Raw genomic sequence first — 26095 nt, 5'->3', positions numbered from 1 at the left:
TACTTTAGGGAGGATTCCAATGAAACGTCGCACTTTCACCACGCTCACGGCAGGCCTTGGCCTTGCAGCAAGCCTTTTCGGAACCACAGCAATAGCCCAGGACGACATGCGCATCGCATTTGTCGTCAAGGCCCTAGGTATCGGCTTTTTTGAGGCCGCTGCCGAAGGCGCGCAGGAGGCGGCCGAGGAACTCGGCGGCGTCGAGATCATCTACACCGGCCCCACTGACACAACGGCGGAAGGTCAGATCGAGGTGATCAACTCGCTGATCGCCCAGGGCGTCGATGCCATCGCCGTATCGGCAAATGATACCGATGCGCTTGTACCGACCCTGAAAAAGGCCATGCAGCGCGGCATCACGGTCATTTCCTGGGATTCCGGTGTGGCCGAAGAGGGGCGTCAGATGCACCTTAACCCCTCGTCAAACGCGTTGATCGGCAATATGATCATCAAGCTTGCAGCGGATCATCTGCCAGAGGGCGGTGACGTGGCGGTCCTGTCGGCCACCACGACCTCGACAAACCAGAACGTCTGGATCGAAGAAATGACCAAGGTGATGGGCGATTATCCCAATATCAATGTGGTCTCGACCGTTTATGGTGACGATCTGGCGGACAAGTCCTATCGTGAAGCCACCGGTCTGATGCAATCCTACCCGGATCTTGACGCCATCATAGCGCCCACATCCGTTGGCATCGTGGCGGCGGCACAGGCTGTTGTCGACGCCGGCAAAGTCGGTGAGGTCAACGTCACCGGCCTCGGGCTTCCATCCGAGATGGCGGGTGCCATCGAAAGCGGCGCGTCGCAGTCCTTTGCGATCTGGAACCCGATTGATCTTGGATATTCTGCGGCGATGATTGCCCATGCATTAGCCTCAGGTGCGGCAACGGCAGAACCCGGCGCTGAAATCTCCATTGGTCGGGTCGGCGCAATCACCCTGGATGAAACCAACGCCGCTGCTATGGCGGACCCTTTCATCTATGATGCCTCCAACATCGATCAGTTCAAATCGATCTTCTGATCGTCTGAAGTGACCTCAGGCGCGGCTCCGGTGGCCGCGCCAACGCCCCTCCGTAAAGGCCGATACCCGCAATGCTGAAACACTCAGACACCATCGTGCCGTCTGAAGGGTCGACGACGCAAACCGCAGTTCTTGCGCTCGACGGGATCACGAAAACCTTTCCGGGTGTCAAAGCCCTGTCCGAGGTCTCGCTGCGGCTGATCCCGGGGCAGGTCACCGCGCTGGTCGGGGAAAACGGGGCCGGCAAATCAACAGTCGTGAAGATCCTGACCGGCATTTATCAGCCCGATGGCGGGACCATTCTGGTCAATGGCAAGCCCACAGTTTTTGCCGCACCACAAGCGGCTGCCGACAGCGGCGTGACCGCGATCCATCAGGAAACAGTGCTCTTTGACGAACTTTCGGTGGCAGAAAACATCTTTCTAGGCCATGCGCCCCGCGGGGCATTCGGGCTCATCAACCGCAAGGCGATGACGGAGCGGGCAGGCGACATCCTGGCAGGGGTCGGCGCGCGCATTGACCCCGATCACAAGCTCAAGGACCTTGGGATTGCCAACAAGCACCTTGTGGCCATTGCCCGCGCCCTGTCGATTGATGCCCGCGTTGTCATCATGGACGAACCGACGGCCGCGCTGTCTCACAAGGAGATCGAAGAGCTTTACGAACTGGTCGAAAACCTCAAGGCGCAGGGCAAGGCGATCCTGTTCATCAGCCATAAGTTCGACGAAATTTTCCGCATCGCCGACAACTACACCGTCTTTCGCGACGGGCAATTGATTAGCGACGGGGCGATCACGGATGTCACCGAGACAGAGCTCGTCAAGATGATGGTCGGCCGCGATGTCAGCCAGATCTTTCCCACGCGGACCCCCACTCCCGGTGACACGGTGCTGACGGTGGCAGGCTATTGCCATCCCACAGAATTCGAAGACATCGGTTTTACCCTGCGACAGGGCGAGATCCTGGGGTTTTACGGCTTGGTGGGCGCCGGACGATCCGAGTTCATGCAGGCGCTTTTTGGCATCACGCGCCCCTCCGCCGGAACGGTAAAAGTCGACGGTGCAGCGGCGCAGATCACTTCACCAGCAGATGCTGTGGACCATGGCATCGTCTACGTGCCCGAAGATCGCGGCACACAAGGCGCGATACTTGATCTGCCGATTTTTCAGAATGTGACCCTGCCGTCGTTGGGGCGAATTTCCGGCAAGGGCTTTCTGAAGCTGGCCGAGGAGTTCAAGCTCGCGCGGGACTATACCCAGCGGCTTGATCTGCGCGCGGCGTCACTGGACACCCATGTCGGCAATCTGTCAGGTGGCAACCAGCAAAAAGTCGTCATCGCAAAATGGCTCGCGACCCGGCCCAAAGTCATCATTCTCGATGAGCCGACCAAAGGTGTCGACATCGGGTCGAAAGCCGCCGTGCATGAATTCATGGCCGAATTGGCCGCACAAGGGCTTGCCATTATCATGGTCAGCTCCGAGTTGCCGGAAATTCTGGGCATGTCGGATCGGGTCATCGTCATGCGCGAAGGGCGGATGGTCGCAGAATTGTCCGGCACGGATCTGCAACCTGAAACGCTTGTCCGCCATGCCGCCGGTATCTGAGGGGAGCACCGCATGCTGAAACGACTGATCACATCGCGCGAGGCCCTTCTGGTCGGGGCCATTGTCCTGCTGCTGGCGATCATATCCGCACGCTTTCCGGGTTTTGTCGGCCCGGCCAACCTAGCCAATGTGTTCAACGACACTTCGCCTCTGATCCTGTTGGCCATCGGTCAGATGATCGTCATCCTGACCAAATGCATCGACCTCAGCGTGGCCGCCAATCTGGCACTTACGGGCATGGTCGTGTCGATGGTCAATGTGGCAGCACCCGGTCTGCCGATTGTGGTCATTCTCGCCCTCGCCATGGGACTTGGCACGGTGCTGGGCATGATCAACGGCATTCTGGTGTGGAAACTGGCCATCCCGCCCATCGTGGTCACCCTGGGCACCATGACCATTTTTCGGGGCATCATCTTTGTCATTTCAGATGGGAAATGGGTCAACAGCCACGAGATGAGCCCGGCGTTCAAGGCGTTCCCGCGCAGCGAAATACTCGGGCTGCCGATCCTGGGGTGGATCGCAATCCTGGCCGTGATACTCTTCACGATTGTGATGACCCGCACGACGCTGGGCCGGGCATTCTATGCCGCAGGTGGCAACCCGCATGCCGCGACCTACGCGGGCATCAATGTGGGCAAAACGCAATTCTGGGCCTTTACGATCTCCGGCGCTCTGGCGGGATTGACGGGGTATCTCTGGGTGTCGCGATTTGCGGTCTCTTTCGTTGACATCGCTGGCGGCTTTGAGCTCGACGTGGTTGCGGCTTGCGTGATCGGCGGCGTGTCGATCATGGGCGGCATCGGCACGGTGGCAGGGGCGCTGCTGGGCGCGCTGTTCCTTGGCATCATCAAGAACGCGCTGCCGGTCGTCGACATCTCGCCCTTCTGGCAGCTGGCCATATCCGGCGGCGCGATCATCGTGGCGGTTGCGCTGAACGCGCAGGCAACCCGCAAAAAGGGCCGCATTATCCTCAAACGCGCGGAGCAGGCGGCATGAGCCCCACCGACCGTATCCTTCCCGATCGCCTGCGATCACCGCTGGAACAACGGCTGAAAAGCTGGGAAACGCTACTTTTGCTGGTCGCCATCGGCATATTCATCGCCAACAGCTTTGCGTCGCCCTATTTCCTGAATGCCTGGAACCTCAGCGACGCGACTTTCAACTTCACCGAAAAAGCGATGATCGCCTTTGCCATGGCGCTGCTCATCATCTCTGGTGAGATCGATCTTTCCGTGGCCTCCATCATCGCACTTGCCTCAACCGCGATGGGTGCGGCCGTTCAGATGGGTGTCGGCACAGCCGGTCTGGTGCTGGTCGGTCTCGGTGTCGGACTGCTCTGCGGCGCGTTCAACGGCGTGCTTGTGACCCGCATGGGGCTGCCCTCGATCGTGGTGACCATAGGCACCATGAGCCTGTTTCGCGGCATCAGCTACATCGTTTTGGGAGATCAGGCGTTCCGCGGCTATCCAGACAGCTTTTCGTGGTTCGGACAGGGCTATGTCTGGTGGGTGATCTCCTTCGAATTTGTCCTCTTCGCAATCATCGCGCTCATCTACGCAGTGCTTTTGCACAAGACCAACTTCGGCCGCGCGGTCTATGCCATCGGCAACAACGCAACCGGTGCCCTGTTCTCCGGCATCCGCGTGCAGCGGGTCAAATTCATTCTGTTCCTGCTGACGGGCCTGATGTCTGGGGTTGCCGCGATCTGCCTGACCGCTCGCCTTGGCTCAACCCGCCCGTCCATTGCAACCGGCTGGGAGCTTGAGATCGTCACCATGGTCGTGCTCGGTGGCGTCAGTATTCTGGGCGGTTCGGGCACCATTGTTGGGGTTGTCATTGCCGCTTTTGTCATGGGGCTGGTGACTTTTGGGCTGGGCCTGTTGAACGTGCCCGGCATCGTCATGTCGATCGTTATCGGCGCCCTTCTGATCGGTGTCATCGCGATACCGCGCCTGTGGTCCATGTGGCGGGCAAGGTGATGGAGAAGTTTGCCTTCAAGATGCATCTTACACCCGGCTGTCGCGAAGCATACATAAAACGCCATGACGCGATCTGGCCGGAGCTGGTCACCCTGCTCAAAGAGGCAGGCATAAAGGATTACTCGATCCATCTGGATGCCGACACCCATATTCTCTTCGGTGTTCTGTGGCGTGAAGACGGGCACGGGATGGATGATCTGCCCAAGCACCCGGTGATGCAGAAATGGTGGGCGCACATGGCCGATATCATGCAGGCGCATCCCGACAATGAACCCGTGGCCATCCCGCTTGAAACAGTCTTTCACATGCCATGACGCAGCATGTCGCCGTCATAGACATCGGGAAAACCAATGCAAAACTGGTTCTGATGGACCGCGCAAGCCTGACCGAGATCGCGGTCATCACGCGGCCAAATACAGTTTTGCCCGGCCCGCCCTGGCCGCATTTTGACGTCGCAGGGCATTGGGAATTTCTTCTGGCCGGGTTGCACGATTTTCACGCCGCACATGGCATTGACGCCATATCAATCACCACCCACGGCGCCTGTGCCGCCCTACTCAACAAAACCGGGCATCTTGCAGCCCCTATTCTCGATTATGAATTCAACGGCCCGGACACGGTGGCGGCGGCCTATGACGCGATCCGCCCGCCTTTTGCCGAAACCGGCGCACCGCGCCTCGCAGGCGGGTTGAACATCGGCGCACAGTTGTTCTGGCAGTTCCAAACCAATCCGGAAATCAAGGACAGGACGCATCAGATCGTCACATATCCGCAATTCTGGGGAGCAAAACTCACCGGCATCACCGCCACCGATGTCACGTCGCTTGGATGCCATACGGATCTTTGGTCCCCGCAGAGGGGCGGCTTTTCTTCACTGGTGGACAGGCTCGGCATTGCGGACAAACTGGCCCCCGTTCGCAAACCCTCGGACGTTCTGGGGACCCTGTTGCCGGTGGTCGCAGAGCAGATCGGCTTGCCGCCCGACACCCCCGTCTATTGCGGCATTCACGATTCCAATGCCTCGCTTCTGCCCTATGTTCTGTCGGAAACGCCCCCCTTCAGCGTTATTTCGACAGGCACCTGGGTCATTGCCATGTCCATCGGCGGAGCATCCGTGCCGCTCGACCCCGATCTCGACACCTTGATCAATGTCACCGCCCTGGGTCACCCCGCACCTTCGGCGCGTTTCATGGGTGGCCGCGAACATGACCTGGCCACCGGAGATGCCTACCCGGACCCCACGGCAGAGGATCTGCACCACGTTCACGCCAACCGGATCATGCTGGTGCCCGCCGTCGCCGCTGAGACCGGGCCTTTCAAGGGGCATCCGTCGGGCTGGATAGGGCCCGAGCCAAAGGTCGGAACAGGCGCAAGGGGGGCAGCGGTCGCGCTCTACCTGGCGCTGGTCACCGCCGAATGTCTGTCCAACATCGGGCACAAAGGAAAGATCATTGTCGAAGGTCCCTTTGCGGCCAATCGGCTTTATCTTGAAATGCTGGCTGTTGCGACGGGCTCCGATGTCCATGGGGCGGCGGGCACCACAGGGACAAGTGCGGGCGCCGCCATGCTCATACCCGGCCCGACGGCCCTGCCCATTCAAGAAGCGCCCCTATCGATCCACCCGGAAAACAGCGCATCCCTAAAGGCCTACGCCTCTCTGTGGCGCCAGACGGTGCAGGATCGAGCCCGGCAGCTGTAACCCGCTAAACCCCGGCAGAATGCGCCATGGCGCATGAGGCCCCAGCCCGCCCGACACCCAGGCTGGCCAAGCCGTTTCGCCCACCCATCTGGCACCACCGCCGCTCAACAACGGTTATTGACGGGGAGTACCGGTGCAGGCGTCGCCGTGGTGTACTTCACGGCCAACCATCTGTGCGCGGAACTGGCAGAAAGCGTCTCGCAGCAAACAGGCCCAAACATATTGAAAAACCGGCTTTCTGCGCATCCCGGTGTCTGGCCAGAAGAGAGACGGCAGGTTGGCCAAAAGCGGCACCACCCCTGTTAACACTGACTCAACGAACCCGGCCGAACGTAATGTAAGGCGTCAACTTGGCGTATAGTTGGTGCACAGGTTGTGCACAGAGTGTATACGGGTTGTGCGGCAGGGTTTTGCCATGAAACACAGGCGTTAACCCAGGCCGATGGGCCATCTTCACCCGCCGCGCTCTTTCCCGTTGCGCGTCCGCTGCGTTCACCGTTAGACAAGCGAATGCTCAGCTACCAACATATCTACCACGCCGGCAATCTCGCGGATGTGCACAAGCACGGGCTGCTGTCCTGGATGCTGGCCTATCTGACCCGCAAGGACAAGCCGCTGAGCTATATCGAGACCCACGCCGGGCGCGCCCTTTACGATCTGAGTGATCCTTCCGCCTTGAAAACCGGCGAGGCCGCACAAGGCATCAATAAGGCCGCCGCCTGGTTCGGGGCGGACCATCCTTTTACCCGCGTGCTCACCCGCACCCGTGCCGCGCATGGCGTCCAAAGCTATCCCGGATCACCTTTGATTGCGGCCCAATTGCTCCGGCCCGGCGACACCATGCATCTGGCCGAATTGCACCCGCAAGAGCACGCAGCCCTCAGCTTTGCCATGTCGCCCTATGGCGCCAAATGCCACCAGCGCGACGGGTTCGAACTGACCCATTCGCTCTGCCCGCCCACCCCGCGACGCGGTGTGCTGTTGATCGACCCCAGTTATGAAATAAAGAGCGATTACAACGATATACCCCGACATATTTCCCGCGTTTCGCGCGCGTGGAATGTTGGTGTAATCTGCTTGTGGTATCCGATCCTGACGTCCCAAAGCCACTTGCCGATGGTACAGGTCCTGCACCAGCAGAACCCGGATGGCCTTAGCCACGAAGTCAGGTTTCCGCCCGCGCGTCCGGGGCATGGCATGGTCGGATCTGGTATTTTTGTGATCAATGCGCCCTTTGGCCTTGATGCGGAGACCCAAAGGCTGTCCGATTGTTTCAAGACGCTGAAAGCCTAGAAAAACCGCGCGCAAGCTTTCCTGACTGGGCAGCGCCGGAAATGCATGGCAAGATGGGTCAACCACCGGCATCCGATCACAGATATTTTGGCTAACACGCTATGTTTGAAAAGCTTTTTCCCCGCAAGTCACGCGATCCACAAGCCTTACCACAACCCAATGCGCAACTGGCGCTCGGTGCCTTGCTGGTCCGGGTGGCTCTGGCAGATCGCAATTACCAAGCGTCCGAAGTGGGTCAGATTGACCGCATTCTCGCGACAACCTTTGATCTCAAACCACTGGACGCGGCCAAGTTGCGGGCAAATTGCGAAGCGCTGGAACGGCATGCGCCCGGAACGCCGGAGTTTGCTCAAATCCTGCGCGATGAAGTGTCCTATGAGGACCGCAAGGCTCTGGCCGATGCGATGTGGTCGGTCGCTCTGGCGGATGGCGAACGGGATGGCGACGAGGAGGCTCAATTGCTGGAGATCGAAACGGCGCTTGGATTAAGCGACGCGGATATTGCGGCGGCGCGGCAAAATGCGCTCGACGCCAAATGATATTGGCAGCCGCGCCATTCCGGATTATATCGCGCCTATGTTTGCAGATTTTTTAAAGCGGTTGACACAACCCGACCCCGAAGCGCTTCCCGATGAGGACGCACGTCTGGCGCTCACAGCTCTCTTGGTGCGGATCGCGCGCTCTGACAATGACTACAGTGATCGGGAAAAGGAGCGGATTGACCAGATTACGGCGCGTCGCTACGGCCTTGGACCCGGCGCCACAACCGCATTGCGATCTGAGGCAGAAGCCCTGGAGGCAGAAGCCCCCGATACCGTGCGTTTTACCCGCGCGATCAAGGATGCGGTCCCCTACGAAGAGCGCCGCGCGGTTGTCCAGGCTCTGTGGCAAGTTGTTCTGGCTGATGGAGAACGCGCCAAGGAAGAGGATGCTCTGGTTCGAATGGTCACCAATTTTCTCGGCGTCAGTGATCGTGATTCCGCCCTTGCCCGTCAGGCCGTAGACACCGGCACATGATCGCCAGTCTGCCGATGTATGACACCGCGACCACTCAGGGCGCGAACGACAGGTTTTGGACACTCATCAGGAACCAACTGGGCTATGGACCTCAGGAACTGGACCGCACATCGGATCTACAAAGCACCTGGACGGACCCAAAACTCCTGCTCTCGCAGACCTGCGGCTTGCCTTACCGGAGCCGATTGCACGGACGCGTCGCGCTTGTTGGCACACCTGACTACGGCGTCAGAGGATGCCCCCCGGGATACTACAAATCCTACATCGTTGTGCGCAAAAGCGACCCACGCCGCCATCTGGAAGCGTTCAAGGGCGCGAGGCTTGCGCGCAACGATATCGGTTCACAATCTGGCTGGGCGGCCGTTGAGGGGCATTTGAAGGACCACGACATGGGTTTCAGTTTTCGCAACAATGTGTTGGACACAGGCAGCCATGCAACGTCATCGCTTGCTGTTATCTCTGGCGGCGCCGACATCGCATCGATCGATGCGGTTACATGGACCCTGCTAAAACGCGAGACGTCCATCAGCGGGCACTTGCGCGTACTCCTGTCGACCAGACCCACGCCCGGACTACCGCTGATATCAAAACTTGGCAACAACACGGATAACCTGTTTCGCGCCGTCACATGCGCGATCAACACACTGACCCGCCGCGACAAGGCCCGCTTGCTCGTGAAAGACCTCATTGCCATACCGGCGGACACTTACCTGGCCGAACCGCTGCCGCCGATGTAAAACACCTGCGAAGGGCCAAAAATTAGCCACCTCGCCCCGCTTAAAGACAATCACGACGCATTCAGCGTTGCAAATGCCACTTTTTTCACCCCTTATATCTCATCGAAGTAGAGAAGAGACGACCCACCTTGAACACTCAACCTCCGGTTATTGAGATCAAAAACCTGCACAAGGCCTACGGATCGCTTGAGGTTCTCAAGGGCGTGAGCATTACCGCGCCAAAGGGCCATGTGATCTCGTTGATAGGTTCTTCAGGATCAGGCAAATCGACCTTGCTGCGGTGCTGCAATCTGCTTGAAGATAGCCAACAAGGCGAGATCGTCTTCAAAGGCGAGCCAGTGTCATGGAGGGGCGAAGGTCACAACCGCCACCCCGCCGAAGCCGGTCAAGTTCTGCGTATCCGCACAAATCTATCGATGGTGTTTCAGCAGTTCAATCTCTGGGCGCATATGTCCATTCTTCAAAACGTTATGGAAGCCCCGCTGACGGTACTGAAACGCGACAGGGATGAGGTTGAAAAAGCGGCGCGCGGTTATCTTGATAAGGTGGGCATTGGCGACAAATGCGATGCCTATCCGGCGCAACTTTCGGGTGGCCAGCAACAACGTGCCGCTATCGCGCGCGGTCTTTGCATGGAACCCGAGGCCTTGCTCTTTGACGAACCGACATCCGCCCTGGACCCGGAACTGGAACAGGAAGTTATCAAGGTCATCAAGGACCTCGCGGCCGAAGGGCGCACGATGTTGATCGTGACACACGACATGAAACTGGCCGCTGACGTCTCTGATCACGTGGTTTTTCTGCATCATGGTCTAATTGAAGAACAAGGGCCGCCAGAGACGCTCTTTGGCGCGACCAAATCCGAACGATTGCGTGGGTTCCTTTCGTCAACACACGCGGCGTAACCTAAAAAAGACAGGGAGTAACACAATGAAATCACTTATCCTTGCATCCGCAGCTCTTGCGATGGCAACGGGACTGGCGCTGGCTGATGGCCATGAGAAAACAGTGCGTATGGGCACCGAAGGCGCTTATCCGCCCTATAACTTCATCAACGATGCTGGCGAGGTCGACGGCTTTGAGCGCGAATTGGGCGATGAACTTTGCCTGCGTGCAGAGCTGACCTGCGAATGGGTCAAAAACGAATGGGACAGCATCATTCCAAATCTGGTATCCGGCAACTACGACACCATTATGGCCGGCATGAGCATCACCGATGAACGCGACCAGGTTATTGACTTCACGCAAAACTATACTCCGCCGGCTGCATCGGCCTATGTTGCCGCCAGCGAAGGCGTGGATCTGGTCGGCGGTGTGATCGCGGCGCAAACCGCAACCATCCAGGCCGCTCATGTCGCTGACAGCGGCGCGACCTTAGTGGAATTTGCAACGCCAGAAGAGACAATTGCCGCTGTGCGCAATGGTGAAGCGGATGCAGTTTTTGCAGACAAGGACTTCTTGGTGCCGATCGTTGAGGCATCTTCGGACACACTGATGTTCACGGGCGATGACGTGCCACTGGGTGGCGGCATCGGTCTGGGCCTGCGCGAAAGTGATACCGAGCTGAAAGACAAATTCGACGCCGCCATCTCGTCGATGAAGGAAGATGGAACGCTGAACGAAATGATCATTAGATGGTTTGGCGAAGGCACACTCACCTTCTGATCCTTGCAGGCCGGGCGCATACAGCACCCGGCCTTTTACTATCTGAGGTCCCCATTTTTAGTTTCTGCACTGACCCAAGTATTTTGACCGGATGGCAATGGATGTCGTGTTACCTGACCACAGGCAAGCACATGTCCATCTACATATCTGTCTTTACGGTTCTTTTGCTTTTGGCGATCACAGCCCCAGTGGCCTTGGCCTTTGGCTTTGGCGGGGCATCCGCTGCACGCTCGAATCTCGCCCCGCTCCGGTGGTTTGGAAAATCTTACATCGCCATCGTGCGCGGCGTGCCTGACATCGCATTCTTTTTGTTTTTTGTAATCGCGCTCGATCAGGGCATCGAATACCTGCGGCACAAGGCCATGTGCCCAGAATGGTCCGAACCCATCTGGCAAGGCAATGATTTTGTCGTTTGCCAGGCCGCTAAGATGCCCTTGGGTAACTCGCCGCAGTGGGTTCACGAAACCTATGGGTTTTCGCTCGCCGTTTTGACATTTGCCATCGTCTTTGGCGCCTTTGCGGCCAACGTTCTGTTTGGCGCGATGCGCGCCGTCCCCCGCGCGCAACTCGAAACCGCAGAAGCCTACGGGATGACAGAGCGGCAAACCTTCTGGCGGATTTTGGTGCCTCAAATGTGGGTATATGCTCTGCCCGGCCTGAGCAACCTTTGGATGGTTTTGATAAAATCAACACCGCTCCTGTTCCTGCTGGGCGTCGAAGATATTGTCTATTGGGCGCGCGAACTGGGCGGCACAAAGACACCACGTTTCACGGATTACCCCCATGGAGATTGGCGCATGTGGTACTTCCTGGCTTTGCTGGTTTTCTACCTGGCCTTTACAAGGGTCTCCGAGATTGTGCTGGAACGGGTCATGAGACGCCTGACCCGCGGCCAAGCTACCGCCGGTGGTGAAGCGCAAAGGAAGGCCCCCGCATGAGTTGCTGGCAAACGATACAGGACTATGGTTTGCGGGCCGTCGGCATTGGCGAAAGGCTCTTGCCACGAGAGGACTTCACCCTTTGCCAACAGTTTACCCTCATCGGTTCGGGCATGATCTGGAACATCTATTTTGGTTTGTTCGCGCTAAGCATGGGTTTTTTCCTGGCCACAGCACTGGCCGTGGGCAAGGCTTCGCCGCGTGCGCTCTTTCGCAAACCAGCTGAATGGTTCATTTTCATTTTTCGCGGCTCGCCATTGTTTATACAGTTCTTTTTCGGTTATTTTCTCTTTCTCAACCTGAAATCGGTCTCCCCGTTTTTCGATCCATTTACTGCCGCCTGGCTTGGGGCACTGATTGTGCTGTTCTGTAACACTGCCGCCTATTCCGGCGAGATATTCTACGGCGCACTGCTGTCGATCCCAAAGGGCGATACCGAAGCTGCGGATGCATACGGTATGTCGGGATGGCCCCGTTTCAGACGGGTGATCTGGCCCACCATGTTGCGCCTGGCCTGGCCCGCCTACACAAACGAAGCGATCTTTTTGTTCCATGCCACAGCGCTGGTTTTCTTTTCCGGATTTCCGGCATGGCAGCAACGCGGTGATGCCTTGTACTATGCGAATTACTTCGCGGACAAGACATTCAACCCCTTCGTGCCCTATCCGATACTGGCATTCTATTTCATCTTGCTGACACTTGCCGTGGTTGGAACATTCGGATTGGTGAACACTCGCCTTAACAGACACTTGCCGCAAAACATGCGCCGTAAATTGAGGTTGCGCCCGAACCTCATCCGGTAGTATCCATAATTTGATCAAATTATTAACGGCGCCGATCATGGCACAGGCACACGCGCCCCATACCAGCGCAACCTCTGGTGATTGATGAAAAACTGGCTCCGTAAGAACCCTCAGGTCCGCACAATTCGTGTTGCCGCATCGGATTTGAATGGTCAGGCCCGCGGCAAGCGCATTCCGTCACGATTTGCTGACAAGGCCGTAGAAGGCGGCACGCGGTTCCCGATGTCAGTGCTCAATCTGGACATTTGGGGCGAAGACATCGAAAACAGCCCCTTGGTCTTTGAAACCGGCGACCGGGATGGTGTGCTTAAGCCAACCGAGCGAGGCTTCATGCCCATGCCGTGGCTGGACGCGCCGACCGCCCTATTGCCAATCTGGATGTTCCATGAAGATGGCCGACCATATGCCGGAAACCCGCGCCATGCGCTTCGGGCCGTGTTGGACAGATACAAAGCACTGGGCCTGACGCCCGTGTGTGCAATGGAACTCGAGTTCTTTCTAATCGACGATTCCAGTCGCGACCTCCAAGTACCACCCTCGCCACGATCAGGCAAAAGGCGCATGGCGGGTGAGATACTCTCTCTCCGGGCTCTGGATCAGTTCGATACGTTTTTTACCGATCTCTATGACGCCTGCGAAGAGATGGATATTCCTGCAGATACTGCGATCTCCGAAGCCGGTTTAGGTCAGTTTGAAATCAATCTGATGCACTGCGATGACGCATTGCGCGCCGCCGACGACGCCTGGCTTTTCAAGATGTTGGTCAAAGGGCTGGCGCGTCGACACGGGTTTGCTGCAAGCTTCATGGCGAAACCATATGAAGACTATTCCGGCTCCGGATTGCATGTGCATTTCTCCGTGTTGGATCAGAATGGCAACAATGTTTTTGACGACGACGGTCCGGATGGCACGGATAGGCTACGCCATGCTGTGGCCGGATGCCTGAATGCGATGCCGGGCTCGGCACTCATCTTTGCGCCCCACGCCAATAGTTTTGACCGTATGGTGCCTGGTTCACATGCTCCGACAGGGGTCAGTTGGGCCTATGAAAACCGGACTTCGGCCATCCGAATTCCCTCTGGCAGCCCCGCTGCGCGCCGTATCGAACACCGGGTGGCAGGAGGAGATGTAAATCCCTACTTGATGCTGGCTGCAGTTTTGGGCGCAGCCATCAATGGGATCGAAGACGCAAAAGCCCCGCCTGACCCCATTTCCGGCAACGCTTACGCCGCTGATCTCCCCCAAATCCCCAGCGATTGGAAACTGGCCATTGACACCTTTGAAAAGGACCCAGAAGTCGCACGCATTTTCGCACCCGAACTGATACAAAACCTCGTGCTAACCAAGCGACAAGAGCTGCGCTGCATGAAAGAATTGACACCGGCCGAACAGGTCAACATCTATCTCGATACAGTGTGAAGCGACCATGAAGATCGGAATTCTCATAACTGGTCACCCACCTGAAGAGATGATGGCAGGTGGCTCTTATGATCAATATTTTGCTCGTCTTTTGGATGGGCACGGGTTTTCATTTGAAGCCTGGTCTGTTGTGGATGGCGTATTTCCAAACGGAGTGGAGGATGCAGACGGATGGCTGATCACAGGGTCGAAACACGGCGCCTACGAAGACCATGTTTGGATTCCACCGCTCGAGAATTTCATCCGTGCAGCCTATGCAGCAAAACGACCGATAATCGGCGTATGCTTTGGCCACCAGATCATTGCTCAGGCCATGGGCGGGCGCGTTGAAAAGTTCAAGGGCGGATGGTCCATCGGCGCGACAGACTATCAGATGGGTGGCGAGCTGACCGTCATAAATGCCTGGCATCAGGATCAGGTGGTTGTAAAACCCGCTGCAGCGGTTGTCATGGGCAGCAGCGATTTTTGCCAATACGCAGCCTTGCTCTATGGCGACCGAATATGGACGATACAACCGCACCCTGAATATGGAGCGGACTTCATCGAAGGGCTGATCAAACACCGCGGAAAGGGCATCGTTCCGGACGCGTTATTGCAAAAGGCCCGCGCGGATTTGAAACGACCAGTGGATCGGGACCCTGTGGCCAGAGAAATGGCAGAGTTCTTCAAGAAAGAGAGGGCCTGATGGCCGATTGGACAAACAGGCTCCCAGAAGCCGCACGCACCTATCTCGAAGGGCGCCGGTTAGATGAGGTCGAATGCATCATATCTGATTTGCCCGGTATCGCGCGCGGAAAGGCTGTTCCGGCCTCGAAATTCGCGCGGCAGGAGTACTTTCACCTGCCCGACAGTATCTTTTACCAGACAATCACAGGCGACTGGGGCGAAGCCGCAGGCGACGATGGATTCATCGAAAAAGACATGATCCTGAAGCCCGATATGACCACGGCAACGGCAGCCCCCTGGACCGGCGATTGGACCCTTCAGGTGATCCACGACGCATACGATCGAGCGGGCGAAGCTGTGCCCTTCAGTCCACGCAACGTATTGAAGCGTGTGTGTCAACTTTACCGCGACAAGGGTTGGGAACCGGTTGTAGCGCCGGAGATGGAATTCTTTCTAGTCGCACGTAACATTGATCCGGCACATGACATCAAACCAATGATGGGCCGCTCTGGAAGGCCAGCCGCCGCGCGCCAAGCCTACTCCATGACCGCTGTTGATGAATTTGGACCCGTCATAGACGACATATATGACTTTGCAGAAGCGCAGGGCTTTGAGATCGATGGCATCACTCAAGAGGGCGGTGCAGGCCAATTGGAAATCAATCTTCTTCATGGTGACCCCGTAAAACTTGCGGATGAAGTGTTTTACTTCAAGCGCCTCATCAGAGAGGCCGCATTGCGCCACGATTGCTTTGCGACTTTCATGGCCAAACCCATTGCGGACGAACCAGGCAGCGCCATGCATATCCATCACTCTGTTTTGCATTCGAAAAGTGGGACAAATCTATTCTCCGATACCCAAGGTGGAGAAACAGAAGCGTTTTTCCATTTCATCGCGGGAATGCAAAACCACATGCCCTCGGCGCTTGCGGTCCTTGCGCCCTATGTGAACAGCTATCGCCGCTACGTCAAAGATCAGGCTGCACCGATTAATTTGCATTGGGGTCGGGACAACAGAACGACGGGCATTCGTGTGCCACTTTCCGGACCTGGGGCACGGCGTGTGGAAAATCGCCTCGCAGGGATGGATTGCAATCCATATCTGGGCATCGCGGTCAGTTTGGCATGCGGGTATCTCGGACTGACGCAAAAACAAAATCCGCGCGATGAATTCAAAGGAGACGCATACGACGGTGAAGGTGATATTCCCCGCGTGCTTGGATCCGCATTGGATCTGTTCGAAGAAGCGCCGGATCTTCACGCAGTCTTGGGTCCGGATTTTGCCCGCGTGTATTCCATCATAAAGCGCGCCGAATATGATGAGTTCCTGCAGGTCATCTCCCCCTGGGAACGCGAACACCTGCTGTTGAACGTCTGATCAAAATGGTGCCATACGGGCGGCGTTTTCACCACGAAAGGATTCGAAAGGTAAGACCATGAACTTGCTCTTTGCGAATGACACGTTGGGGCAGTATCCGCCGAGTTGGTATGCAGCCAGTACACCGGAGTTAACACCTTTTGATTGCCTGAGGGGCGAGGTCAAAACAGACGTCTGTGTGATTGGCGCTGGTTATACCGGATTGTCTGCGGCACTACATCTCGCTCAGGCAGGACGACGCGTGGTGGTTTTGGACGCCCAGCGTGTGGGGTTCGGCGCCTCCGGGCGCAATGGGGGGCAGCTGGGCAGCGGTCAACGCGTGGAGCAAGACAGCTTGCAACGGATGGTCGGAGACAGCCAGGCAATGGCGCTCTGGGATTTGGGCCAAGACGCAAAAGCACTGGTCAAATCCCTGATCCAAGAGCATAAAATTGATTGCCACCTGAAACCGGGCATTGTCTGGGCCGGATCTTCGCCCTCTGATGTGCGCCATTTGCATGACTATGCGGACCTACTGCGCACCACATATGACTATGATGACATTCGTTCGCTGAGTGCTTCAGAGTGTTACGAGGTATGCCCTTCGCCGGACTACAAGGGTGGCGTGCTGGATTCAGGTGCCGCTCATTTGCATCCCCTAGCCTTTGCGCTGGGTTTGGCGCGGGCCGCCGCAGATGCGAGCGTAGAGATATACGAGCGGTCTTATGTGCATAGTCTGGAACACGGCACACCTGCGACAATCCGCACGGATGCCGGTCGGGTTGTGGCCGATCATGTTGTGCTGGCGTGCAACGGTTACTTATCGTCTTTGGCACCCTCGGTATCTGCTCGCGTCATGCCCATCAACAATTTCATCATTGCCACCGAACCTCTGGGGGAGCGCACCAAGCAAGTGCTCACACAAGACGTTGCCGTTGCCGATAGCCGGTTTGTGGTCAACTATTTCCGCCTCAGCCATGACGGTCGATTGCTGTTTGGCGGCGGTGAAAGCTACGGGTACCGCTTCCCCAAGGACATCGCCAAGACAGTCCGCAAACCCATGGAGATCGTCTTTCCACATCTCAGGGACGTTAAAGTCGACTATGCCTGGGGCGGGACACTAGGTATCACAATGAAGCGTTTTCCTTACCTCGCACGCGTTGCACCGAACATCCTGTCTGCCTCCGGTTACTCCGGCCATGGAGTAGGCACAGCCACACATGCAGGAAAATTGATGGCACTCGCCATCGAGGGACAGAGCGACGGATTCGATACAATGGGTAGCATTCCGACACCGGCCTTTCCCGGCGGCGGTGCTTTACGCAGCCCGTTGTTGGTCCTTGCCATGACTTGGTACGCCTTGCGCGACCGCCTGGGGATTTAGCACCTCGAAACTGTCGCAAATGTGTCACTTGGAAGTGGCGCACAATTGTTTTATTAAATCCAAATGTAAGATTTGGGAAAATCAAATATGACACTGCCAGATATGCACACGGCTGACCCTATTCCTGACGCAGCACGTTCTGAGATCGAGCGCCTATTACAAACGGGTGATCTCTTCCGGTACACAGCTGCAAAAGATGCGCCGGTTGCTCTGTTGGAGGCTGAGTTTGCACAAATGATGGGCAGCAAATACGCACTTGCCCTCTCATCTTGTTCAGCAGCGCTTTTTCTATCTCTCAAAGCTCTGGACCTCCCCCGCGATTCGCGCGTCTTGGTCCCCGGCTTTACTTTTGCCGCCGTTCCCTCTGCGGTCATCCACGCAGATTGCACCCCGGTCTTGTGCGAAGTCGGCCAAAACTATCGCATCGACTTGACTGATTTTGAGGCAAAGTTAGCAGACAACATCAGCGCCGTGATCATCAGCCATATGCGCGGACACACCTCCGACATGGATGCAATCATGGCAATGTGCGATGCCCAAGCCATACCCGTGATCGAAGACGCCGCACATTCGCTCGGCACGCTTTGGCGCGGCCGTAAGATCGGAACCATAGGCAAGATTGGCTGTTTCTCCTTCCAATCCTACAAGATGATCAACGCAGGTGAAGGCGGCATTCTCATCACCGAAGACGCCGATTTGGTGGCGCGCGCGATCCTAATGTCTGGCGCCTATGAACACAATTGGCAAAAACACCCTGTCCTGTTGGAAGCTTTTGCACGCCATCAAAACCAATTCCCTTTGTATAATCTGCGCCTCAACAACATGTCAGCAGCCCTCATTCGTCCACAGCTGAATCTTCTGCCGCAGCGGGTCAAAAACGGGCGTCGCAATCACGACTACGTCGCCGCGCGGCTCAACATATCCAGCTACTTTGACGTGCCACCGCCACTGCAAGGCGAAGAGCGTGCACCCGATAGCATCCAGTTCAACCTGATCGGACTAAATGATGCAGAAGTGAGCAAATTCGCGAAAGCGGCGGAAACAGCCGGTGTTAAAGTACAGGTTTTTGGTCACAGCGCAGACAATGCCCGCGCTTTCTGGAACTGGCAATTCATCAAAGATTTGCCGGAATTACCCACGACGCGTGCCATGCTGGTCCGGGCGTGCGACGTGAGGTTGCCGGTTCGGCTTACTCAGGCTGAATTGGATGCGATCGCCAATGTGCTGCTCACAGCTGTCGACGTCGCCGCGCCGAACAGATCCGCCGTCGCCTAAAAGGCTACTTCATCTTGGAAAGCTTAGCCTGTAGTTCGGCAAGTTGTTTTTTGATCGCGTCGAGATCCTCGCCGCCCTCACTTTCGTCTGCCGTCTTTTCCGCTTCAGGCGCGCTCCATCCACTGGGCGCACCAAGACCACCTGTCATGGCCTTCATGAAAGCTTGTTGCTGAGCTTGCATCAATTCGAACCCAGGCATTTTCGCCATCGGATTGATGCTCGTCATTTTGTCCATCATTTGCGACTGACCGTCCCGCAACATTTCAAACGACGCCTGCAGGAACTGTGGGACCACGCTAGCCCCGGGGGTCATGTAACTGCGTACCAGATCATTAAGCACGTCCACCGGCAAAACGCTTTCGCCTCGGCTTTCGTGTTCGGCAATGATTTGCAATAGATATTGGCGCGTCAGATCGTCACCGGATTTCAGGTCGACGATTTGAACTTCGCGGCCTTCCCGGATCAAACTCGCGATATCGTCGAGTGTGACGTAATCGCTCGTTTCAGTATTGTAGAGACGTCGGCTTGCGTATCGCTTGATAAGCAATGGTTTGTCTTTTTCCGCCACGCGATTTCTCCCTGGTCCAACGCTGCACTGCAGCTTAAGACACAGATTCATAAAAAGAAAGAGCGGGCTTGACCAGCCCGCCCTACTAGTTTGCGTCTTTCAGGGAGGAAGTAGACGCCAACTGGGAGTTCGATTACTTAGCGGCTGCGGCTTTTTTCACGGCTGCTGTCGCTTCTTTTGTCGCTTTTTTAACAACGGCGGTTGCGTCTTCGCCCATGTCCTTGCCTGCAGCCATCATCAATTCGACTGTTTCCATTTGCGCTTTTTTCGCTACTTCCGCGAAAGCGGCCATATGCTCGGCAGCTGTCTCAGAATACGCAGAAGCGAAATCTGTCATTGCTTTAGCGTAATCAACGGGTTCGGCTTTGGCTTTTGACATATCTGCCAATTTGGTCAGTGTGTCTTGTGTCCATTTGCTGGAAATCTCAGTGGATTTTTCGGCAGCTGTCAGAGCTACGCCGGAAAGTTTTTCGTTCAGCGAAGCAGTGGTTTTGAACGCGTCTTCCATTGCGGCAGTGTCAACTGGGAATGCGCCCAGAACGTCTTTGAATACAGCGGTCATGTCGGGTGTCTTTGTCATGTCTAAGTCCTTTCGTCGCCTTCCGGATGATCCCGGGTTTCTGCGTCTGCGAATGGATATACATGCTGCACTGCGGCATTTCAAGTAATTTTTCTGCGCCGCAGCATTTTATTTTTCGTACGGAAGGTCTATACTTTTTAAAGGGTTGCTTTTTTTTCTACATATGTCCCGGGTGCGTCACAAAGAATTTTGTTGCTCGAATCTCCCGGAATACGTGCGGGAATCATCTTTCCAGACCGCTTTTGCAACCAATCACCCCACCTTGGCCACCAGGATCCTGCAGTGAAGTCCGCCTGCTCCAACCAGTCTGAATGCTCCAGCGACAAATCGCTATTGGTATAGTGTCCATACTTGTTGCGTGTGGGTGGGTTTACAATGCCAGCAATGTGTCCCGATTGAGTGACAATGAATGTCTTGTTTTTTGCGCCCATTTTTTGGACACCCCGGTAGCTGTCTTTCCAGGCAGCAATATGATCGGTTTCGCATGCGACAGCGCACAAAGGAACATCCACGTCCTCAAGACTGAGCCTGTGCCCGAGCAATTCAAAACCCTCTTGAGCGAGTTCGTTACGCTGACAAAGACCGCGTAGGTATTGAATCGCCATTTTTGCAGGCAGGTTCGCGCCATCCCCATTCCAATAGAGCAAGTCAAAAGCGGGCGGCGTCTCCCCCATCATGTAACTTTTGATGGCGGGGCCATAGATCAAGTCATTGGAGCGCAAGAATGAGAAGGTACGCGCCATGATCACCGAGGGCAAAACGCCTTTTTCTTCAACTTCCAATTCAATCCCGTCGATGAAATCATTCGTCAAAAATGGTGTGAATTCGCCCTGATCCGAAAAATCCGTCAAGGCAGTAAAGAGCGTTGCGGATTTTACCGATTTGTCACCGAGTTGTTTCATCAAGGAAAGTGTCAAACACAGCGTCGTGCCAGCAATGCAATACCCGACGGCGTTGACCTGCTTCTCCTTGGTGATTTTTTTTACCTCAGAAATCGTCGTCAGATAGCCATCTTCGATGTAGTCTTCCATCCCGATGTCGCGATATGTCGGGTCAGGATTGACCCACGATACCATGAAAACCGTGTGCCCTTCATCGACCAGCCATTTCACCAGAGAATTCTGCGCCTTAAGATCGAGAATATAGAATTTGTTGATCCAGGGCGGGAAAATTACCAACGGCGTTTTGTGAACTTCCTCCGTTGATGGTGTGTATTGGATGAGTTCCATCATCTTGTTACGAAACACTACCTTACCCGGGGAGGTCGCGATGTTGCGGCCAAGTTCAAAAGCGTTTTCATCCGCAAGCTTGACGACGAGTTCACCTTTGTTGGCTTCGAGATCCCGGATCAGGTTTTCCAATCCTTGGACCAGACTCTGACCTTCGGTTTCCAATGCCTTTTCCAACGCATCGGGATTGGTCGCCAGAAAGTTGGTGGGCGACATCATATCGACAATCTGATTGGCGAAATAGGTTAGTCTGTTTTTCTCGACCGGATCAAGGTCACCGACGTCCTTCACGGCATTGTTCAGCGCCTCGGCATTAATGAGATACTGTTTTTTTATGTAGTTGAAATAGGGGTGCTGATCCCAGAGTGGATTTGAGAAACGTCGGTCTTTTGGACCGGGATCCTCCAGAGCCGTAAGCTTGCCTTTTGCCAATTCTTGCTGCGCTTGCATAAAATGCTTCATCGTGTCCGACCAGAAAGACATCTGATGTTCAAAAATTTTCGAAGGATTATGAATGGCTTCCGTCACATAGGCCTGTGCCGCACGCCCAAAAAGCTGCTGATCTGGGCCGTCCAGTGCAGCATTATGCGTTTGGCGATTGGTTAGGACGCGTTGCAGTCTTTCCGACAGTTCTTCAACTTTTTTTAGATTTTCTGTCATTACTTCAAGGGCTTCACCGGAGGGGATGATGTCGTTGTCAGTTCCTGTTGTCATATTAATCTTTCCCTCGTATGTTCGCAGGTGCAGCATTATGTCGTTGGCTTTCAGGGGGCGAAGCGACTGAATGTTCCGGTTCGACCGGATAGTAACAAGGAGACCCCTATGCGCTACATGGCTACTTATGACCTAATGGAGACCATTCGCAACACAAACCAATGGCTTGGTGCAACGGCGCTTACCGTGGGAGCTTACCCGGCTTTTGCGCTGATTCCAAATCCGGCTTTGACCTGGATGCAGGCTTGGGGCGAGGTTACCGAACGTACATTCCAGCGCATGATAGTCAAACCGGATTGGAACATTCCTCCGGTACCCACCAGTGACGGGCAGGACCACGTGGTTCGGACTGAGGTCGTCGTTCAACGCGATTTTGGCGATCTTTTGCGTTTCGTTGTGCCCGGACGGGATTTGCCCAAGCGCAAGGTTCTGCTTGTGGCGCCGATGTCAGGCCACTATGCGACCTTGTTGCGTTCGACCGTGATCAGCCTCCTGCAAGATGCCGATCTCTACATTACTGATTGGCATAATGCGCGTGATATTCCCGTTAGTGCCGGTAAGTTCGACATTGAAGATTATACGCTCTACTTGGTCGATTTTATGCGAGAAATGGGACCAGACACCCATGTGATCGCTGTATGTCAGCCCGCGCCCTTAACACTTGCGGCCACGGCTTACTTGGCGGATGAAGACCCCAAGGCACAGCCGCGCAGCTTGACTCTAATCGGTGGTCCAATCGATCCAAATGCGACTCCGACGGATGTGACAGACTTTGGGCATCGCGTCACCATGGGCCAACTTGAAGAGATGATGATTCAACGTGTCGGTTTCAAACACCCTGGCGTTGGGCGCATGGTTTACCCAGGGCTTTTGCAGTTGAGTTCGTTCATTTCAATGAATTCGGAGACACACACAAAAGCCTTTGTTGATCAAATCGGCAGGGTCGCCCGTGGCGAAGCCGCTGACCATGACAAGCACAACAAGTTCTACGACGAATACCTTGCTGTCATGGACATGACGGCAGAATTCTATCTCAGCACTGTCGAACGCATATTCAAAAGCGGTGAAATCGCGCGCAATGAATTTGTGGTTGCTGGCAAAAAAGTCGACATTGGAAAGATCACAACGGTCGCAGTCAAAACCGTGGAAGGCTCCAAGGATGATATTTCGGCGCCAGGCCAATGCATTGCTGCGCTGGATTTGTGCACTGGTCTACCGGATGAATTGAAGGCCAGCCACCTTGAAGAAGGGGCCGGACATTACGGCATTTTTGCAGGTAAAAGCTGGCGCCAGAACATCCGCCCTCTCGTCCTGGAATTCATCGACGCTAACAGTGGCGAGCCCCAGAAAAATCAGCGAAAAGCGGCGAATACAAACGCGGCCTGACCTGCGATTCTACCGCAGAACCAAAGGCAAACCCATCCACTCCCGCAAAGCCTGGGTGGTTTTTTCAGGTTGTTCCAAAGTGGGCAGATGTCCCGCATCTTCAATGACGCGCAACTTTGCGTATGGAATCAGTTCAGACATGAATTCGTGCCTTTTGACGGGGCAAAGGGCGTCATGGCGTCCGCATAGCACAAGCGTTGGCACCTTGCATTTTCGCAACGTGCTTTGCTGATCACGCCTGCGTTGCAGCGCCCGCGATTGACGCACAAATACCTCCGGCCCCAAGACCTCCGCCATGTCCATCACGAGGTCCAAGATCTCACTACGATGTGGGCCGGGCGCAAGGTAATTTGGCTTCATTTCCTCCCGCATGATTTCCAACATCCGACCCGCCCGTGCAGCGACAATCTGAGGCTCGCGTGCCGCAGCAAATTGCGGTGTTTCTGCTAATGCGTTTGTATCCATGAACGCGATACGTGATACCCTGTCGGGCGCGCGGCGCAGGATTTCCATGGCCACGATACCGCCCATACTGAGCCCAGCCAACGCGAACCGTTTTGGTAAAAGGTCCAAAACCGACGATGCAATCTCTTCGATCCGTTCACCTTGGGTAATCGGAGCCACCATAACGCCTGTATCAGCGGACAGTTCGGCAATCTGCGGGCCAAAAAGACGGGCATCACACATCATTCCGGGAAGAAGGATCAAAGGTTCAGCCACGGTACCACTCGTTGCTGGATCGACCCTGGCTGGTGTTCATGTCATGTCCTGTTACGATAATTATGAGGCAAATCTTAACCGCTGCATGCACGATCACAAGCCCTGCTTTAACGGATCGCGTAAAACACAGAATTGGCAACTGGTATGACGTCCATCCTCAAATTTTTGCTCACTTAATGGCAGGAGTTTACGGGAACTATCGTGCACTTTAAGGGAAACATATCCCGCGAAATAGAGGGAAATCCGCATAGCGCGCCTTGCGATCCGCCAGTGTTTCATTTGGTTCGTCTCCGGCGCGCAGCAACATCCCCCGAGGTGCGATATAGCTGGAAATTGTACGCGAAGGCACGGGTCGCCACACAAGATTGAACGCCGCCAGTTTCGGAAAAAACCATACGTCAGAGTATGGCAAGTAATCATGAATCCACCATGCCAGGTCGCGCCAGTCGCGACCATCAGCATATTGATCCGCAAACCAGGGTACAACGAGGGATGTTCCCGCAATGGCCTGCCGGCCTGCCCCCCGGTCCCAAATGTGGCATTCGATTGGGTTGTCATTAGCCGCACAATTCAATTTTCGAGCGTTCCCATAGCCATTCAAAGTTGGAGAGCGATACCCGGATCGTATCGCTATCCGACCAAAGGTTTCCTCCAAAGGATCGAGCAATTCAGAACACAATTTTTGGCCATTCGCGATTGTCAACTCTGGGTCCGGTGGGACATTCGGGATTCCGTGCATGCTCCCGATCTCGGAGTATAGAAAATCACGCATATAGAAGTGTTTCGAGAGCCGCACGCGCCCCAGGTTTTCCAAGCTCCACATGGATTTAGGACTGCGCATCACACTGTACCGTACCCTAACCAGCGAAAGGCACCATCATCCCGCAGAGGTGAAAATGGGTTGTACGCAATTTCCCAAACATGGCCTTCAGGGTCCGCAAAATATCCGTGGTATCCGCCCCAAAACACATCTTGGGCTGGCTTGAGAATTGTTGCGCCGGCGTCTTTAGCCCTCTTCAAGAGCGGTGCGACTTCTTCTTTGGTTTCCAGATTATGCCCGTAGGTACTCGCGCCATGGCCTAGGCTGTCGATGGGGATGCCAATGTCCTCCGACAATTTGTCCAGGGGATAAAGCCCAAGTGTCTGGCCCAACAAATCATACGCAATCACACCATCCGGCGACGGTGTTCTTTGCCATCCCAACGCGTCGTAAAACGACGCCAGTACCTCAACATTGCGCGCGCCTAGCGTGACAAGACTGATACGTTGGTCCAAGGTCTGCTCCTAACCGGCTAGCAACAAAACTTCCTCGATTGCAGATTCGATCATTCCAAGACAAGGCCCGTCGGAAAAACGGTGATCGGCGCTTTTGACCAGCGTCAGTCTCATATCGGGGCAATTTGCATGCTCCATCAGACGCAATGCTGTTTCTGTGCTCACTGCGGTATCCGACGTCCCTTGCAGGCACCGCACCGGAAATGGCAAATCCAACGGACTGCGAAGAACAAGCTGTTTTCGGCCATCGTCGATCATTCTTGCCGTGACCACATAGGGCTCCATGTAGTCCGACGGCAATTCAACCCGCCCCAGTTTGCGCAATTGATCCTTTTGTGCCGGGCTGAAGTTTTGCCAGTATCCATCTTCGGTAAAATCAGGTGCAGCCGCTATTGTGACCAGTCCAGCGATGCGGTCCGGCATCCTTTTTGCCAACAAAAGAGCCTGCCAGCCGCCCATAGATGACCCCACGAGCAAGACTTTTCCTTCTGTTTTCTGCTTTACGATCTCAAAGCTGTCCTCGGCCCAATCGCCGATGCACCCCATCTCAAATTTTCCAGATGATTGACCATGTCCGGAGTAGTCAAATCGGAGGAATGCATGTCCCTGAGCTTTTGCCCATGTCTCAAGATGAATGGCTTTCGTGCCTTCCATGTCGGACTTTAAACCGCCAAAAAAAACAACACATGGCTCGCGCCCTGCGGTCACGTGATAGGCAATTTTGCGGCCTTCTGGCCCGTCGCACATGCGCGGTACGCTCATGGAAA

27 protein-coding genes are annotated in these 26095 nt (G+C 55.5%); 20 read left to right on the top strand and 7 right to left on the bottom strand.

Translation table 11 applies throughout. The annotated features are described in order from the left end of the window. The first annotated feature begins 19 nt into the window (after positions 1-19). From rhaS to AB8B75_RS10005, 19 genes are all read left to right on the top strand, one after another. The gene (gene rhaS / locus AB8B75_RS10095) at positions 20-1021 is read left to right on the top strand and encodes a rhamnose ABC transporter substrate-binding protein (RefSeq protein WP_405361893.1); all 1002 of its coding nucleotides are present in this window, start codon (positions 20-22) and stop codon (positions 1019-1021) included. 71 nt (positions 1022-1092) lie between these two features. Continuing rightward, a complete protein-coding gene (locus tag AB8B75_RS10090; protein ID WP_405361891.1) occupies positions 1093-2625 on the top strand; it encodes a sugar ABC transporter ATP-binding protein in 1533 nt (510 codons plus the stop codon). A 12-nt stretch (positions 2626-2637) separates the two neighbouring features. Continuing rightward, positions 2638-3621: an ABC transporter permease gene (locus AB8B75_RS10085; RefSeq protein WP_405361889.1), complete on the top strand. Its 984-nt coding sequence runs from the start codon at positions 2638-2640 to the stop codon at positions 3619-3621. Beyond that, positions 3618-4604 (top strand): ABC transporter permease, encoded by a 987-nt coding sequence (locus tag AB8B75_RS10080; RefSeq protein ID WP_405361887.1) that lies wholly within the window; start codon positions 3618-3620, stop codon positions 4602-4604. The genes AB8B75_RS10085 and AB8B75_RS10080 overlap by 4 nt, the downstream gene beginning before the upstream one ends. Continuing rightward, positions 4604-4918, top strand: a complete 315-nt coding sequence (rhaM, locus tag AB8B75_RS10075; protein WP_405361973.1) for an L-rhamnose mutarotase — start codon at positions 4604-4606, stop codon at positions 4916-4918. The genes AB8B75_RS10080 and rhaM overlap by 1 nt, the downstream gene beginning before the upstream one ends. Beyond that, a complete protein-coding gene (locus tag AB8B75_RS10070; protein WP_405361885.1) occupies positions 4915-6303 on the top strand; it encodes an FGGY-family carbohydrate kinase in 1389 nt (462 codons plus the stop codon). The genes rhaM and AB8B75_RS10070 overlap by 4 nt, the downstream gene beginning before the upstream one ends. Before the next feature lie 510 nt (positions 6304-6813). Then, positions 6814-7596 (top strand): 23S rRNA (adenine(2030)-N(6))-methyltransferase RlmJ, encoded by a 783-nt coding sequence (gene rlmJ / locus AB8B75_RS10065; RefSeq protein WP_405361882.1) that lies wholly within the window; start codon positions 6814-6816, stop codon positions 7594-7596. A gap of 101 nt (positions 7597-7697) precedes the next feature. Beyond that, positions 7698-8135 carry a TerB family tellurite resistance protein gene (locus AB8B75_RS10060; protein ID WP_405361880.1) on the top strand — a complete coding sequence of 146 codons (438 nt, stop codon included), beginning with the start codon at positions 7698-7700 and terminating at the stop codon, positions 8133-8135. Between the two features lie 37 nt (positions 8136-8172). After that, positions 8173-8613: a TerB family tellurite resistance protein gene (locus AB8B75_RS10055; protein ID WP_405361971.1), complete on the top strand. Its 441-nt coding sequence runs from the start codon at positions 8173-8175 to the stop codon at positions 8611-8613. Next, a complete protein-coding gene (locus AB8B75_RS10050) occupies positions 8610-9350 on the top strand; it encodes a phosphate/phosphite/phosphonate ABC transporter substrate-binding protein (RefSeq protein ID WP_405361878.1) in 741 nt (246 codons plus the stop codon). Before AB8B75_RS10055 ends, AB8B75_RS10050 begins: the two co-directional genes overlap by 4 nt. A 128-nt stretch (positions 9351-9478) precedes the next feature. Then, positions 9479-10255 carry an ABC transporter ATP-binding protein gene (locus AB8B75_RS10045; RefSeq protein ID WP_405361876.1) on the top strand — a complete coding sequence of 259 codons (777 nt, stop codon included), beginning with the start codon at positions 9479-9481 and terminating at the stop codon, positions 10253-10255. A gap of 25 nt (positions 10256-10280) precedes the next feature. Continuing rightward, positions 10281-11015, top strand: coding sequence for a transporter substrate-binding domain-containing protein (locus AB8B75_RS10040; protein ID WP_405361874.1), 735 nt, complete (start codon positions 10281-10283; stop codon positions 11013-11015). A gap of 53 nt (positions 11016-11068) precedes the next feature. Further along, complete coding sequence (locus AB8B75_RS10035; RefSeq protein WP_405361969.1) at positions 11069-11953, top strand: ABC transporter permease; 885 nt, start codon at positions 11069-11071, stop codon at positions 11951-11953. Further along, complete coding sequence (locus AB8B75_RS10030) at positions 11950-12756, top strand: ABC transporter permease (RefSeq protein ID WP_405361872.1); 807 nt, start codon at positions 11950-11952, stop codon at positions 12754-12756. The genes AB8B75_RS10035 and AB8B75_RS10030 overlap by 4 nt, the downstream gene beginning before the upstream one ends. 84 nt (positions 12757-12840) lie before the next feature. Then, the gene (locus AB8B75_RS10025) at positions 12841-14175 is read left to right on the top strand and encodes a glutamine synthetase family protein (RefSeq protein WP_405361870.1); all 1335 of its coding nucleotides are present in this window, start codon (positions 12841-12843) and stop codon (positions 14173-14175) included. A gap of 7 nt (positions 14176-14182) precedes the next feature. After that, on the top strand, positions 14183-14860 hold the full coding sequence (locus AB8B75_RS10020; protein WP_405361868.1) for a type 1 glutamine amidotransferase: 678 nt from the start codon (positions 14183-14185) through the stop codon (positions 14858-14860). Then, the gene (locus tag AB8B75_RS10015; protein ID WP_405361866.1) at positions 14860-16218 is read left to right on the top strand and encodes a glutamine synthetase family protein; all 1359 of its coding nucleotides are present in this window, start codon (positions 14860-14862) and stop codon (positions 16216-16218) included. The genes AB8B75_RS10020 and AB8B75_RS10015 overlap by 1 nt, the downstream gene beginning before the upstream one ends. 58 nt (positions 16219-16276) lie before the next feature. After that, positions 16277-17581, top strand: coding sequence for an NAD(P)/FAD-dependent oxidoreductase (locus AB8B75_RS10010; RefSeq protein WP_405361864.1), 1305 nt, complete (start codon positions 16277-16279; stop codon positions 17579-17581). Between the two features lie 87 nt (positions 17582-17668). Beyond that, positions 17669-18856, top strand: coding sequence for a DegT/DnrJ/EryC1/StrS family aminotransferase (locus AB8B75_RS10005; protein ID WP_405361862.1), 1188 nt, complete (start codon positions 17669-17671; stop codon positions 18854-18856). A gap of 4 nt (positions 18857-18860) precedes the next feature. Here AB8B75_RS10005 and phaR read toward each other — a convergent pair whose 3' ends face one another. The 3 genes from phaR to AB8B75_RS09990 all read right to left on the bottom strand — a co-directional run bounded on the left by phaR (position 18861) and on the right by AB8B75_RS09990 (position 21947). Beyond that, positions 18861-19424, bottom strand: a complete 564-nt coding sequence (phaR, locus tag AB8B75_RS10000; protein ID WP_405361860.1) for a polyhydroxyalkanoate synthesis repressor PhaR — start codon at positions 19422-19424, stop codon at positions 18861-18863. A 133-nt stretch (positions 19425-19557) separates the two neighbouring features. After that, positions 19558-20004, bottom strand: a complete 447-nt coding sequence (locus AB8B75_RS09995; protein WP_405361858.1) for a phasin, PhaP — start codon at positions 20002-20004, stop codon at positions 19558-19560. 137 nt (positions 20005-20141) lie between these two features. Then, positions 20142-21947 carry a PHA/PHB synthase family protein gene (locus tag AB8B75_RS09990; RefSeq protein ID WP_405361856.1) on the bottom strand — a complete coding sequence of 602 codons (1806 nt, stop codon included), beginning with the start codon at positions 21945-21947 and terminating at the stop codon, positions 20142-20144. Positions 21948-22055: 108 nt separating this feature from the next. Between AB8B75_RS09990 and phaZ the strand changes: the two genes are divergently transcribed. Next, positions 22056-23333 carry a polyhydroxyalkanoate depolymerase gene (phaZ, locus tag AB8B75_RS09985; RefSeq protein ID WP_405361854.1) on the top strand — a complete coding sequence of 426 codons (1278 nt, stop codon included), beginning with the start codon at positions 22056-22058 and terminating at the stop codon, positions 23331-23333. Between the two features lie 9 nt (positions 23334-23342). Here phaZ and AB8B75_RS09980 read toward each other — a convergent pair whose 3' ends face one another. From AB8B75_RS09980 to AB8B75_RS09965, 4 genes are all read right to left on the bottom strand, one after another. Further along, positions 23343-24053 carry an alpha/beta fold hydrolase gene (locus AB8B75_RS09980; protein ID WP_405361852.1) on the bottom strand — a complete coding sequence of 237 codons (711 nt, stop codon included), beginning with the start codon at positions 24051-24053 and terminating at the stop codon, positions 23343-23345. A 208-nt stretch (positions 24054-24261) separates the two neighbouring features. Next, complete coding sequence (locus AB8B75_RS09975; protein ID WP_405361850.1) at positions 24262-24894, bottom strand: hypothetical protein; 633 nt, start codon at positions 24892-24894, stop codon at positions 24262-24264. Further along, positions 24894-25328 (bottom strand): VOC family protein, encoded by a 435-nt coding sequence (locus AB8B75_RS09970; protein ID WP_405361848.1) that lies wholly within the window; start codon positions 25326-25328, stop codon positions 24894-24896. Before AB8B75_RS09970 ends, AB8B75_RS09975 begins: the two co-directional genes overlap by 1 nt. A gap of 9 nt (positions 25329-25337) precedes the next feature. After that, positions 25338-26090, bottom strand: a complete 753-nt coding sequence (locus AB8B75_RS09965) for an alpha/beta hydrolase (protein ID WP_405361846.1) — start codon at positions 26088-26090, stop codon at positions 25338-25340. Between the last annotated feature and the right edge of the window lie 5 nt (positions 26091-26095).

Source organism: Roseobacter sp., from assembly GCF_045106495.1.
Lineage (GTDB): Bacteria > Pseudomonadota > Alphaproteobacteria > Rhodobacterales > Rhodobacteraceae > Roseobacter.
The sequence above is the reverse complement of the archived record's forward strand: the minus strand, read 5'-3'. Positions and strand labels throughout refer to the sequence as shown.